We start from the raw sequence: 12947 nt of genomic DNA, 5'->3' as shown, positions 1-12947 counted from the left end.
TTTGTCCCCACCTTTCTTGGATGAAGAACATTTTTGCCCGAGGGTAAGCAAAGCGTTTGCGCCTTTCTTATAAACATAAGATGACTGGAAAAAGTCAAAATTAAAGAAAATCGTCGCTTTATGCCGAAATTTCGTTTAAATTATAGTATAATATTCGGGATGAAAGGGGGATATTCATGAATGAGGCCAATTCAAAAAAAGAGATGATGAAAAAAATGATGCAAAAAGAACAAGAAGCCAAAATTATCCGAAAGATTGTGTTAACAGCATTTATCGTTCTTGTTGTACTGTTTACAGGAATCATCGGTGGTGGCTATGTATATATAAAATCAGCTTTACAGCCTGTTGATTCAAAAAATACGGAGCCTGTCAAAGTATCGATTCCGATCGGATCATCGCTCTCTTCTATTGCTTCCATTTTGGAAGACCATAATATTATAAAAGATGACAAAGTTTTTAAATATTATGTGAAGTTTAAAAACGAATCTGGTTTTCAAGCTGGTGATTACAAACTTAATAAATCGATGACGATTGATGAGATTATCGCAAGCTTAAAATCTGGGAAGGTCATGCAAGAAGCTGCTTTTAAAATTACCATTCCAGAGGGAAAACAAATTGTACAAATTGCTCAAATTATCTCCAAACAAACGCCATACAAAAAAGAAGAAATTATTAAACGTCTTTCAGATGAAAAGTTTATTAAAAAAATGCAAAAGATATACCCGGATACGGTGACCGATGACATATTGAATGATAAGATTAAATATCCGTTAGAAGGATACTTATATCCGGCAACATACTCTTTTTATGAAGAGGAACCAAAATTAGATGCGATTTTAGAAAAAATGATTAAAAAAACCGATGACGTTTTACGTGCGTATCAAGAGCAAATCAATGAGAAAAACATGTCCATACATGAATTTTTAACAATCGCTTCTTTAATTGAAGAGGAGGCTACTGAAAAAGTCGATCGTGAAAAAATTGCCAGCGTTTTCTATAACCGTCTAGAAAAAAATATGCCGCTGCAAACAGATCCAACGATTCTTTATGCATTAGGGAAACATAAAGATCGAGTATTTTATAAAGATTTAGAAGTAGATTCACCTTATAATACGTATAAATTGGCAGGATTACCCCCTGGACCGATTGCAAATGCTGGAAAAATGTCCTTAAATGCCGCGATCAAACCAGCGGAAACAGACTTTCTATACTTCTTAGCAAAGCCCGACGGGGAAGTCATCTTTAACAAAACGTTAGATGAGCATAACGAAGCGAAAGCAAAATATATAACGAGTCAGTAAATATTGGTTTTAGGGAATTGCTATTCGCATTCCCTTTCTTTTTATGGTAAAATATATCGAGTTGTGAAGAGAAAAAGTTGCCAGAAAGAGTTCAGTGGATGAACTCTTCTTTTTGAGTTTAATGAAATTCGTTAAAATTTGACATATACTTTAATTTAGCTTGTCGGTATGAATGAAGGGGGAGGCAATGACCGTTGCAAAATAGCAAAATCGAATTATATATTCAAAATTTGTTGCCACCAGTTGATCAACAAATTCGTGATATGGAGTTATATGCAAGCGAACATCAAGTGCCAATTATGGAGAAGACAGCTATTTCTGTCATGTTATCCATTTTAAAGCTACATCAACCACATCATATTTTAGAGATTGGTACAGCGATCGGTTATTCTGCTATACGAATGGTGAAGTCTCTTCCTGATGCAAAGGTTGTAACGGTTGAACGTGATCAGGAGCGATATGAAGAAGCAATTCGCAATATCCAAAATGCCAAACTTGAAAATAAAATCACGACTCTTTATGGAGATGCTTTCGATTTAATAGAAGATATTAAAAAGCACGGTCCATATGATGTGTTATTTATTGACGCTGCGAAAGGGCAATATCAGCGTTTTTTTGAAAGCTTTGAACCATTGTTATCCGTAAAAGCCGTGATCATTACGGATAACGTATTATTTAAAGGATTAGTTGTAGAAGAGAACATTGAGTCCAAACGGATTCGAAGCTTAGTGAGAAAAATCAAACAGTATAATGAATGGTTAATGAATCATCCACATTATGAAACAACGATTATTCCCGTCGGAGACGGAGTAGCTGTAAGTATTAAGAGAGGTGAACGTGAATGAAAAAGCCAGAACTACTTGTAACCCCAACGAGTGTTGAAGATATAAAGCCGTTAATCGAAGCAGGAGCTGATGCATTCATCATCGGTGAACAACGATTTGGTCTACGTTTAGCAGGTGAATTTAATCGTGAAGATGTAAAGAAATCCATTGAAATTGCTCATGTACATGGAAAAAAAGTGTATGTTGCAATGAACGCAATTTTTCATAATGATAAAATGGATGATCTTGTTGACTATGTTCAATTTTTAAATGAAGTGAAACCAGATGCCATTGTTTTTGGTGATCCAGCTGTATTAATGATTGTACGTGAACACGCGAAAGATTTGAAGTTACACTGGAACACTGAAACGACTGCTACAAACTGGTATGCATGTAACTATTGGGGACGAAAAGGCGCAAAACGTGCGGTTTTAGCTCGTGAGCTAAATATGGATGCGATTATCGAAACGAAAGAGCATGCTGAAGTAGAAATTGAAGTTCAAGTACATGGCATGACATGTATGTTCCAATCTAAACGCTCCCTAGTTGGAAACTATTTCGAATATCAAGGAAAAGTGATGGAGATTGAAAATAAGAAGCTTCAAAAAAATATGTTCCTTCATGATAAAGAGCGTAACAATAAGTACCCTATTTTTGAGGATGAAAATGGGACACATATTATGAGTCCGAACGATATTTGTATCATTGATGAATTAAGTGAAATGATTGATGCAGGAATAGACAGCTTTAAAATTGATGGTGTTCTAAAATCATTCGAATACATCGTCGAAGTAACGAAGAAATATCGAAAAGCGATTGATTTATATGTAGAGGATCCTCTGCAATATGAAGAAGTGAAAGACGAGCTTTTAGAAGAGATTGAAGCGATTCAACCTGGAAATCGTCCACTTGATACAGGATTTTTCTTTAAAGAAACGGTGTATTAATAGCGAATGTTGAACGGAAAAGGAGGAGAAAATAGATGGCTGCCGTAAAAGAACCGATTTCAAAAGTCATTAACGGGAAACGTGTCATTGTGAAAAAGCCAGAGCTTTTAGCACCAGCAGGTAACTTAGAAAAATTAAAAATTGCCGTCATGTATGGTGCAGATGCTGTCTTTATTGGAGGACAAGAATACGGACTTCGTTCAAATGCGGATAATTTCTCCATTGAGGAAATCGCGGAAGGAGTCCAATTTGCGCATCAATACGGTGCAAAAATTTATGTGACAACGAATATATACGCTCATAATGAGAACATGGATGGGTTAGATGAGTATTTAAAGGCATTAGAAGGTGCTGGGGTTACGGGTATTATCGTTGCTGACCCATTAATTATTGAAACGTGTCGAAAAGTTGCACCGAAGCTTGAAGTTCATTTAAGTACACAGCAATCTCTTGCAAACTGGAAAGCCGTTCAGTTTTGGAAAGAAGAAGGGTTAGAGCGTGTTGTTCTTGCACGTGAAACGAGTGCAGAAGAAATTCAGGAAATGAAAGAAAAAGTAGATATTGAAATTGAGGCATTTATTCATGGAGCAATGTGTATTGCCTATTCTGGGCGTTGTACATTAAGTAACCATATGACAGCACGTGATTCAAACCGTGGCGGCTGTTGTCAATCTTGTCGATGGGATTATGATTTATATGAAATGTCACAAAATGAAGAAGTCCCGCTATATGAAGAAGATGATTCTCCGTTTGCGATGAGTCCAAAAGATTTAAAATTAATCGAATCGATTCCTAAAATGATCGAACTTGGTATCGATAGTTTGAAAATTGAAGGACGAATGAAATCGATTCATTACGTAGCAACGGTTGTAAGTGTTTATCGTAAAGTGATTGATACTTATTGTGCTGATCCTGATAATTTTAAGTTTAAAAAAGAATGGATTGAAGAATTAGATAAATGTGCAAATCGCGATACAGCACCTGCCTTTTTTGAAGGGGTGCCAGGCTATCAAGAACAAATGTACGGAAACCATAGTAAAAAAACAACGTATGATTTTGTTGGGCTTGTTTTAGATTATGATAACAATACGAATATCGTTACATTGCAACAGCGTAATCACTTTAAACCGGGGGATGAAGTTGAATTTTTCGGCCCTGAAATTGAAAACTTCCGTACTTTCATTGAAACGATTTACGATGAAGATGGAAATGAATTAGATGCCGCTCGCCATCCATTACAAATTGTTCGTTTCAAAGTGGATCAGCCTGTTTATCCGTATAATATGATGCGAAAGGAGAACAGGTAATGGGGAAGAAGCCAGTAGTCATTGGGGTGGCTGGAGGTACCGGCTCTGGTAAAACAAGCGTAACGAAAGCGATTTATGATCATTTTAAAGGACATTCGATTCTTATGCTTGAACAAGATTTTTACTATAAAGACCAGAGTCATCTCCCTTTTGAGGAGCGCTTAAAAACCAATTACGATCACCCATTTGCTTTCGATAATGATTTATTAATTAAGCATATCCATCAACTTCTTAATTACGAGGCGATAGAAAAACCAGTATATGATTATGCGCTTCATACCCGCTCAGAAGAAGTTATACATGTCGAACCGAAAGATGTTATTATTTTAGAAGGTATACTTGTCCTTGAAGATGAGCGCTTAAGAAATTTAATGGATATGAAGTTGTTTGTTGATACAGATGCTGATATCCGTATCATTCGCCGTATTTTACGTGACATAAAAGAACGAGGGCGAACCATTGATTCTGTTATTGAACAATACGTTTCGGTCGTAAGGCCAATGCACAATCAATTTATTGAACCTACAAAGCGTTATGCGGATATTATCATTCCGGAAGGTGGACAAAACCACGTAGCGATCGATTTAATGGTCACAAAAATTCAAACAATTCTTGAACAAAATGCTATTTTGTAATAACATAGCATAGATATGGAATACTGCGTTTATATTATGTATAAGATGACATCAAGACAATCAAAAGGGATTCCTTTTGATTTGTCTCTATTTTTATCCGACTCTTAACGGGCAGTAAGACCCCCACCTCAAGATTCTGTAGTAAAGCAAAGAAGATAGGTGGGGGACAACTGCTCGTAAAGGTCCGAACATAAAGAACACAGACTAAGAGCGCCACGTCCTGTGGCAACGTCTGTGTAACCCACATCCTGTGGGTCACAAGGGCCTTTAGGTCATCCCGTATGGACTAACATTCAGTGGGGGATGAAAAAACCCCCCACTGAATGAAGTTTCACTTTATAGACGCAGTATATTACATAGTTGTATTTTTTTGGGGGATTTGATTGTTAAGAAGGAGTGAAGGACATGGCGGAAGAAAAAGTGTATCCAATGACCCAAGCGGGAAAAGAAAAGCTTGAACAAGAATTAGAATACTTAAAATCAGTTAAACGTAAAGAAGTGGTAGAACGTATTAAAATTGCTCGTTCGTTTGGAGATTTATCCGAGAACTCAGAGTATGATTCAGCAAAAGAAGAGCAAGCGTTCGTTGAAGGACGTATTACAACATTAGAGAATATGATTCGTAATGCAAAGATAATTGAAGAAGATACAGAAAATAGCACGACTGTTTCTTTAGGAAAGTCAGTTACGTTCATTGAGCTTCCAGATGGAGAGGAAGAAACGTATACGATTGTTGGTAGCGCTGAAGCTGACCCATTTGAGGGGCGCATTTCGAATGATTCTCCAATGGCAAAAAGCTTACTAGGGAAACAAATTGGTGAAGAAGTGACTGTACAAACACCTGGTGGAGACATGGTTGTAAAAATTGTGAATGTAAGCTAATAGTCGTTTAATATGTAAACATCTCGTCCAAAATGATGACGAGGTGTTTTTTTATGCGAAAAATACGAAGGCGCATCACTTTTATTGCAGTAGTCATCGTCATCGCTAACGGACTATTTATTGCACGTCTTGCCCAAGTGCAACTAATTCAAACAGAATCCTTTACGAAGAGCAAAGTAAATTTAATCGAAAATAGTATTGCTCAGCGTACACAACAAGTGCTAATTGATGACGGAAGAGGGAAGTTTTTAGATCGACACGGACAACCGATTGGTGAAAAATATGTACCAACGATTGTGCTCTTTCCGTTTTTAAAAAATTATCAATGGCCAATTGAAAAGTTTCAACAAATTATACCACTATCTGAATGGAAAATTCAAAAGCTATTAACAGAGGCGAAAGACCCCGTTCTGTTAACAGAAGACGATGGAATTTTGATTCATAACAAAACAATTGAAAAAGTCAATGATTTAAACATCCCTGGTGTTTTTGGTGTATATATGGAAAGAAAAATAAGTGATGATGTTGCCGCACATTTTATCGGATTAACGAGTGTTGATAAACGACTTGTCGAAGAAAAGTATGTCGTTAAAGAAAATATTCCGTACTTGGCGAAGTTTGGGGTTACGGGATTGCAAAAAGCATTTGATGAATTTCTTCTCGCAGAAGAAGAAACAAAATTATTGTACCATGTCGATGGATTGGGGCGACCCTTATTTGGAGTAAATGTAAAATACATAGCTGATAGTAACCCGTTTTATCCAATATCAGTTAATACTACCATTGATTTAACGTATCAACAAATGGCCGAAGATATTTTTAATAAGTATGAAGTCCAAAAAGGCGGGCTTATCCTTTTAGACATTGAGACAAACGAAGTACTCGCTTTAGTTTCGAAACCAGACTTAAATCGAAATGACCAATCGACTCAATACAATTATATGTATGAGACGATGGTTCCGGGTTCTGTCTTCAAAACGGTCATTGCTGCTGCTGCTTTGGAAGAAAATATTGTCTCGGAAAATGATATGTATAACTGTGATTTGAATTTATATAGTGAAAGGGAGAAAAATCCAAAAAAGCGATTAGGTACTTTAACATTTGAAGAAAGCTTTGCGCAAAGCTGTAATTATACGTTTGCTACTTTAGGGAAGCAATTAATGGAAAAAGATCAAAATATATTGGAAGAATATGCAAAAAAATTAGGTCTTCTCCATCTTGTTGGTTGGAGTGGTCCTGTTTATCATTATGATGAGTTCAAGCAAATTCCAGAAGAAAAGGCTGGATCTGTTTGGGGGAAGGAAAAGGATAAAAAAGTGTCGAAAGCGATTCAGCAAACTTCTATCGGGCAACTGAATGTTCAAGTATCACCGCTTGCTATTGTCAATATGATGGCAACCATTGCAAGAGGTGGGGAGAAAAAAGCGGTCAAAGTTGCATCTGATTTATCCTATAAAAATGGCACTACGATGTATCATTTCGATGATCAAACATTGCAATCTAGTGCGGTTTCATCTTATACGGCTCAACAATTACAGCATTTATTAAGAGAAGTCGTGAAGAGTGAAAAAGGAACAGGGAGAAGATTCCAAACGTTGCCGGTTGACGTAGCCGGCAAGTCAGGAACTGCTGAGATAAAAAATGAAGGGAAAATCGTTCATAAATGGTTTGCAGGCTATTTTCCTTTTCAACAGCCGAAATATGCCCTCGTCGTCGTTGAGATGGATACAACAAGTGAGAAAGCACAAACAAATGCCATATTTTATGATATGGTTCAGTCGATGTATGTAAATACTCGCTAACTTATGGTAAAATGTGTTCATAGATTTCCTTGGCAAGCGGCAACAAGAGAGTGTAAAGAGGAGTGAGTGTACGTGACAAACTATGATTCGGAATCTCGTATACAAGTGAGAAAGAAAAAGCGGAAAACAAATATGATTTTAAATACATTAATCTTGATTGTCTTTACTCTCATCGTAGTTATTGGTTATCAACTGTTATTCGGTGGGGAGAAAGAAAAGGAATCGAATCAAATGGCAGAAACAGAAAATGATGTTGCAGAAAATAGTGAGCAAAAAGCAAAAAATGAAGAAAAAGATGAAGTGGATAAACAAACAGAAACGGAAAAGAATGAAGAAAAAGAAAAAGAAGAAGAACAAGATCCGCTTGCTGGTGCTACAGTGACAGAAGGACAACCTGGTTCAGATGTTGAACAAGTCATTGAAAACGGTAATTGGGAACCGATTGGTACAGAGCAATCAGGTGAGCATGTTGCAACATATGATCAAAACTCCATCGATTGGAAAGAAATGGTTCAAGCGATAAGCTATGCAACAGGTGTAGCAGAAGAAGACATGACCATTATGTGGCTTGGAAATAACGGCAGCCCACAAGATGCAAAAGGGACAATTAAAAAGAAATCAGACGGCAAACAGTATCGTGTCGCCATTACATGGGTGGATGGAGAAGGTTGGAAACCGACAAAAGTAGAAGTATTGAAATAAGCTGAGGCTAGAAAGCCCAGCTTATTTTTTTGCTTTAAAATGTACAACAGCACTATAAAGTCTTCTTCCATCATCAGAAACGTGCATTTGATGGGAAACAGAATGTACATCTAACAAAATGTTTTGATTATGTTCAATTTGTTCATTGATTTTTTTTTCTAATTCTTTTATGTCTGTTGCCTCGAAAAATTCGATTTTATCTTGAATAATGTCTAGTTGAAAATTCATGATAATCTCTCCAATTAGTTTAGTTTCAAAATTAGTGTAGCAAATTATCCGTACCTTTGCTATTTTGTTCGGTAAATTCGAAAACTTTTCCATTGAGATATTTTCAAACGTATGATAATTTAAGAACAGTCATATTTTAAATTCATAGTATATTGATATGAATTATATACTTTGGGGTGACAACAGTGGGAAGAGAATTTATTGATTTATTTGACGAGTGGGCAAATCATTATGATACGACAGTAGAAGGTTATGATGAAGAGTATAAAGACGTATTTTTACATTATGAAAACATTTTACAAGAAGTTGTGAACCAATCAGGGGATGTCGTATTAGAATTCGGATGCGGGACAGGGAACTTAACACAAAAATTGATCCAAGCACATAAAAAAGTTTACAGTATTGAACCGTCGGAGATGATGAGAAAGAAGGCAAAAGATAAGCTTGCGAACAACGCAACGATTGAGGATGGAGATTTTTTAACATTTCCGATCCCAAATCAACAGGTGGATACGATTGTAAGTACGTATGCTTTTCATCATTTAACAGATGAAGAAAAAGAGAAAGCGATTGGTATATATGGAAGTTTACTTCAAAACGGTGGTAAAATAGTGTTTGCTGACACTGCTTTTATTGACCAACAAGCAAAAGAGGACATGATCCATGAAGCGAAACAAAAAGGTTATATGCGCTTAGCGGAGGATTTACAAACAGAATATTATACGACACATAAAGTTCTGCAAACGATTTTTCGAAAACATGGATTTACGATTACCTTTACACAAATGAATGCGTTCGTTTGGTTAATACAGGCGGTGAAACAATAAACGAAAGGAAGTCTTAATGATGAAAGTCGCAATCATTGGAGCAATGGAAGAAGAAGTCACAATATTACGTGATCAGTTAGAAAATAAAGAGAAAGAAGTTATCGCTGGATGCGAATTTACAAGTGGGACATTAAATGGTGTTGAAACGATTCTTTTAAAGTCCGGCATTGGAAAAGTAAACGCTGCATTAAGTACATCGATTTTACTGGACCGTTTTCAGCCTGATTACGTCATCAATACAGGTTCTGCGGGAGGATTCCATGAATCACTTAACGTTGGAGACGTTGTTATTTCAACTGAAGTGAGGCATCATGATGTTGATGTAACGGTATTTGGTTATGAATATGGCCAAGTACCAGGTCTTCCAGCAGCTTTTGTTCCAGATGAAAAGCTTGTACAAATTGCAGAAGAAAAAGCAAAACAAATTACCGAAATACAAGTTGTAAAAGGGGCAATCGCAACAGGAGACTCTTTTATGAATGATCAAGCGAGGGTGGACTTTATTCGTTCAAAGTTCCCGGCTCTTTATGCGGTTGAAATGGAGGCTGCTGCAGTTGCACAAGTATGTTACCAATTTGGTACACCATTTGTTATTATTCGAGCACTATCCGATATTGCTGGAAAAGAATCAAATGTGTCGTTTGAGCAATTTTTAGATCAAGCAGCTCTTCATTCTACCAATATGGTTGTTAATATTATCGATGAGTTGAAAAACGTTTAATAGGAGCCTTTTTCGGCTCCTAATTTTTAAGTACCCCCATACAATTTGCTTCAGGAGTGATCACCATGAAGGTTGTTCGCGGCATACGCTCTTTAATCGGTCATACACCGCTATATGAAATAACGGCGTTCTCACTACCGGAAGGCGTGCGTCTTTTTGCAAAATTAGAGTTTTATAACCCTGGCGGAAGTATAAAGGATCGATTAGGACTTGAATTGATTGAAGAGGCGTTTCAAACAGGTAAATTAAAACGAGGTGGAACCATTATTGAACCGACCGCTGGAAATACTGGAATTGGCTTAGCCCTAGCCGCTGTTCAAAAAGATATTAACGTTATTTTTTGTGTTCCTGAAAAATTTAGTCAAGAAAAGCAAGAGCTCATGAAGGCATTAGGAGCTACGGTCATTAATACTCCTACATCGGAAGGGATGAAAGGAGCTATTAACAAAGCAAAGGAGTTAGCAGAAGAAATACCGGGGGCTTATTGTCCACAGCAATTCCAAAATAAAGCCAATCCGAATACGTATTACAAAACACTCGGTCCTGAAATATGGGAGCAGCTGAACGAACATGTTGACGTTTTTGTTGCGGGTGCAGGTACTGGCGGAACCTTTATGGGAACGGCTAGATTTTTAAAAGAGAAAAACAAATCGATTAAAACGGTTATTGTGGAACCAGAAGGCTCTATTTTAAACGGAGGGGATCCTGGACCGCACAAAACAGAAGGGATTGGCATGGAATTTTTACCGGAATATATGGATACATCGTATTTTGATGCGATTTATACGATTAAGGACAACGATGCCTTCAGGCGTGTAAAAGAGCTTGCAAAACAGGAAGGGCTATTAGTAGGAAGTTCTTCAGGGGCTAGTTTCCATGCAGCCATGTTGGAAGCGGAAAAAGCAAAACACGGTACAAATATTGTAACGATTTTTCCAGATAGTAGCGAGCGTTATTTAAGTAAAAAAATATATGAGGGAGGTATTTAAATTGAAGCGAAAAACGAAAATGATTCACGGAGGCATTGTTGGTGATGAACATACAGGTGCTGTAACCGTACCGATTTACCAAGTGAGTACGTATAAACAAGAAGCTGTTGGTAAACATAAAGGCTATGAGTATTCTCGTACAGGAAACCCAACTCGGTTTGCTCTTGAGGAATTAGTAAAAGATTTAGAGGGTGGCGAAAAAGGATTTGCATTTGGTTCCGGAATGGCTGCGATTACAGCTGTTATGATGTTATTGAATAGCGGAGACCATGTGATCTTAACCGATGATGTGTACGGTGGCACGTATCGTGTCATGACGAAAGTATTAAATCGCCTAGGAATTGAATCAACCTTCGTCGATACGAGTAGTTTAGAAGAAATTAAGAATGCGATTCAAGCGAATACGAAAGCGATTTACATCGAAACACCGACAAATCCCCTTCTGAAAATTACAGATATCGAAGGTGCAGCAACATTAGCTAAAGAACATCAACTATTAACGATTGTCGATAACACGTTTAGTACTCCGTACTGGCAGCAACCACTTTCATTAGGGGCTGATATCGTTCTCCATAGTGCGACGAAATATATCGGTGGACATAGTGATGTTGTGGCGGGTCTAGTCGTCGTAAATTCAAAGGCTTTAGCAGAAGAACTTCATTTTATTCAAAATTCAACAGGCGGCGTACTAGGACCTCAAGACTCTTGGTTACTCATGAGAGGAATCAAGACTTTAGGCTTGCGTATGGAAGCGACAGAACAAAACGCACATGCCATCGTTACCTTTTTACAAGAACATCCCTCAGTCAAAACGGTATATTACCCTGGTTTAGAAAGTCATCCAAATTATGCGGTTGCGAAAAAGCAAGCAGAAGGCTTTGGTGGTATGATTTCGTTTGATGTTGGAAGTGAAGAAAAAGTGGATCAACTATTGCAAAAAATAAAGTACTTTACATTAGCAGAAAGTTTAGGAGCTGTCGAAAGCTTAATTTCGGTTCCAGCAAAAATGACGCATGCCTCTATTCCGAAAGAGAGACGAGAAGAGCTTGGAATTACTGATGGTTTAGTTCGCATCTCTGTCGGTATTGAAGATGTCGAAGATTTAATTGACGACTTAAAACAAGCATTGGCAGATTCATAGTGGTTAATATTACATGCATGATTTCCTATGAAAATATGTTATTTTTATAGTAGAAGACATAGGAAATAGGTGATGCATATGAACAAGCAACAGATCAATGAATTGATGGTAGACTTTAAACATTATGCGTTTGTTTTACTAGCATTGAGTGCTTTTTTATATATGGGTTTGTTTATTCCGGATGAATATGTGAGAAGATCTTCTGGTGAAGAGGTCGTATTACTGAGCATAACAACCGTTCTGCTCACTGCTTCTGTATATTGTTTCCAGCGTTCGTTAAAGTATCAGAAACAATTAAAAAATATCGACGAATAAAAAACCTTTTGGTAATCGCCAAAAGGTTTTTTATGTCAATAGAATGCATATTATATGAAAAAGTTTTTAGAATGCACGGAGTCTTCAGCTAGGGGGGAGCGATTCAAAAGATTCTCCCTATTACTTTTTAATTTCTCGTAGTTGGTCGAAGTAGCAATAGTGCTGTTGTAGCCGTTGCGAGAAGTAAAATCATTAGTGTTTTGTTTGAATATCCTTCAAAAATAAACTGTGCAATGGAAGCGAGTATGATAACGAAATAAACAAACGATACGAGGATTTTCCCAAACATTACCTATTCCTTCTTTCTTGTTGTCGCTTCCCAAATT

General features: G+C 37.1%; 15 protein-coding genes. 13 read left to right on the top strand and 2 right to left on the bottom strand.

From position 1 onward, the window contains the following. Window positions 1-176: 176 nt before the first annotated feature. From mltG to MLD65_RS04325, 8 genes are all read left to right on the top strand, one after another. Complete coding sequence (mltG, locus tag MLD65_RS04360) at window positions 177-1301, top strand: endolytic transglycosylase MltG (RefSeq protein ID WP_243290647.1); 1125 nt, start codon at window positions 177-179, stop codon at window positions 1299-1301. Window positions 1302-1495: 194 nt separating this feature from the next. Continuing rightward, the gene (locus MLD65_RS04355; protein WP_243290646.1) at window positions 1496-2146 is read left to right on the top strand and encodes an O-methyltransferase; all 651 of its coding nucleotides are present in this window, start codon (window positions 1496-1498) and stop codon (window positions 2144-2146) included. Further along, complete coding sequence (locus tag MLD65_RS04350) at window positions 2143-3072, top strand: peptidase U32 family protein (RefSeq protein WP_243290645.1); 930 nt, start codon at window positions 2143-2145, stop codon at window positions 3070-3072. Before MLD65_RS04355 ends, MLD65_RS04350 begins: the two co-directional genes overlap by 4 nt. Before the next feature lie 35 nt (window positions 3073-3107). Continuing rightward, window positions 3108-4379, top strand: coding sequence for a peptidase U32 family protein (locus tag MLD65_RS04345; RefSeq protein ID WP_243290644.1), 1272 nt, complete (start codon window positions 3108-3110; stop codon window positions 4377-4379). Beyond that, window positions 4379-5014 carry a uridine kinase gene (gene udk / locus MLD65_RS04340; protein ID WP_243290643.1) on the top strand — a complete coding sequence of 212 codons (636 nt, stop codon included), beginning with the start codon at window positions 4379-4381 and terminating at the stop codon, window positions 5012-5014. The genes MLD65_RS04345 and udk overlap by 1 nt, the downstream gene beginning before the upstream one ends. Window positions 5015-5419: 405 nt before the next feature. Beyond that, the gene (greA, locus tag MLD65_RS04335) at window positions 5420-5896 is read left to right on the top strand and encodes a transcription elongation factor GreA (protein ID WP_243290642.1); all 477 of its coding nucleotides are present in this window, start codon (window positions 5420-5422) and stop codon (window positions 5894-5896) included. A 53-nt stretch (window positions 5897-5949) separates the two neighbouring features. Further along, window positions 5950-7698: a peptidoglycan D,D-transpeptidase FtsI family protein gene (locus MLD65_RS04330; RefSeq protein ID WP_243290641.1), complete on the top strand. Its 1749-nt coding sequence runs from the start codon at window positions 5950-5952 to the stop codon at window positions 7696-7698. Between the two features lie 132 nt (window positions 7699-7830). Further along, window positions 7831-8400: a YrrS family protein gene (locus tag MLD65_RS04325; protein ID WP_243290718.1), complete on the top strand. Its 570-nt coding sequence runs from the start codon at window positions 7831-7833 to the stop codon at window positions 8398-8400. Window positions 8401-8421: 21 nt separating this feature from the next. Here MLD65_RS04325 and MLD65_RS04320 read toward each other — a convergent pair whose 3' ends face one another. Then, window positions 8422-8628 (bottom strand): YrzA family protein, encoded by a 207-nt coding sequence (locus MLD65_RS04320; RefSeq protein ID WP_243290640.1) that lies wholly within the window; start codon window positions 8626-8628, stop codon window positions 8422-8424. A gap of 185 nt (window positions 8629-8813) precedes the next feature. Between MLD65_RS04320 and MLD65_RS04315 the strand changes: the two genes are divergently transcribed. The 5 genes from MLD65_RS04315 (at window position 8814) to MLD65_RS04295 (ending at window position 12621) form a co-directional block, all read left to right on the top strand. Continuing rightward, entirely contained in the window at window positions 8814-9455 is a 642-nt protein-coding gene (locus tag MLD65_RS04315; protein WP_243290639.1) for a class I SAM-dependent methyltransferase, read from the top strand. 19 nt (window positions 9456-9474) lie between these two features. Then, window positions 9475-10176 (top strand): 5'-methylthioadenosine/S-adenosylhomocysteine nucleosidase, encoded by a 702-nt coding sequence (mtnN, locus tag MLD65_RS04310; RefSeq protein WP_243290717.1) that lies wholly within the window; start codon window positions 9475-9477, stop codon window positions 10174-10176. A gap of 65 nt (window positions 10177-10241) precedes the next feature. Beyond that, window positions 10242-11165, top strand: a complete 924-nt coding sequence (locus tag MLD65_RS04305; protein ID WP_243290638.1) for a PLP-dependent cysteine synthase family protein — start codon at window positions 10242-10244, stop codon at window positions 11163-11165. A 1-nt stretch (window position 11166) separates the two neighbouring features. After that, window positions 11167-12306: a bifunctional cystathionine gamma-lyase/homocysteine desulfhydrase gene (locus tag MLD65_RS04300; protein ID WP_243290637.1), complete on the top strand. Its 1140-nt coding sequence runs from the start codon at window positions 11167-11169 to the stop codon at window positions 12304-12306. Window positions 12307-12384: 78 nt separating this feature from the next. Further along, window positions 12385-12621 carry a YrhC family protein gene (locus MLD65_RS04295; protein ID WP_243290636.1) on the top strand — a complete coding sequence of 79 codons (237 nt, stop codon included), beginning with the start codon at window positions 12385-12387 and terminating at the stop codon, window positions 12619-12621. Window positions 12622-12748: 127 nt separating this feature from the next. Here the strand turns inward: MLD65_RS04295 and MLD65_RS04290 are convergent, their stop codons facing one another. Continuing rightward, window positions 12749-12910 carry a hypothetical protein gene (locus MLD65_RS04290; protein ID WP_243290635.1) on the bottom strand — a complete coding sequence of 54 codons (162 nt, stop codon included), beginning with the start codon at window positions 12908-12910 and terminating at the stop codon, window positions 12749-12751. Window positions 12911-12947 lie beyond the last annotated feature (37 nt).

The organism is Bacillus sp. FJAT-47783 (genome assembly GCF_022808615.1).
GTDB lineage: Bacteria > Bacillota > Bacilli > Bacillales > Aeribacillaceae > Bacillus_BZ.
This window is presented reverse-complemented; position numbering and strand designations above follow the sequence as displayed.

Bases quoted from the DNA above. Each gene is read 5' to 3' on its own strand.
- mltG (WP_243290647.1), top strand. From the start codon at position 177: ATGAATGAGGCCAATTCAAAAAAAGAGATGATGAAAAAAATGATGCAA.
- MLD65_RS04350 (WP_243290645.1), top strand. From the start codon at position 2,143: ATGAAAAAGCCAGAACTACTTGTAACCCCAACGAGTGTTGAAGATATA.
- MLD65_RS04345 (WP_243290644.1), top strand. From the start codon at position 3,108: ATGGCTGCCGTAAAAGAACCGATTTCAAAAGTCATTAACGGGAAACGT.
- udk (WP_243290643.1), top strand. From the start codon at position 4,379: ATGGGGAAGAAGCCAGTAGTCATTGGGGTGGCTGGAGGTACCGGCTCT.
- greA (WP_243290642.1), top strand. From the start codon at position 5,420: ATGGCGGAAGAAAAAGTGTATCCAATGACCCAAGCGGGAAAAGAAAAG.
- MLD65_RS04330 (WP_243290641.1), top strand. From the start codon at position 5,950: ATGCGAAAAATACGAAGGCGCATCACTTTTATTGCAGTAGTCATCGTC.
- MLD65_RS04325 (WP_243290718.1), top strand. From the start codon at position 7,831: ATGATTTTAAATACATTAATCTTGATTGTCTTTACTCTCATCGTAGTT.
- MLD65_RS04320 (WP_243290640.1), bottom strand. From the start codon at position 8,628: ATGAATTTTCAACTAGACATTATTCAAGATAAAATCGAATTTTTCGAG.
- mtnN (WP_243290717.1), top strand. From the start codon at position 9,475: ATGAAAGTCGCAATCATTGGAGCAATGGAAGAAGAAGTCACAATATTA.
- MLD65_RS04305 (WP_243290638.1), top strand. From the start codon at position 10,242: ATGAAGGTTGTTCGCGGCATACGCTCTTTAATCGGTCATACACCGCTA.
- MLD65_RS04295 (WP_243290636.1), top strand. From the start codon at position 12,385: ATGAACAAGCAACAGATCAATGAATTGATGGTAGACTTTAAACATTAT.
- MLD65_RS04290 (WP_243290635.1), bottom strand. From the start codon at position 12,910: ATGTTTGGGAAAATCCTCGTATCGTTTGTTTATTTCGTTATCATACTC.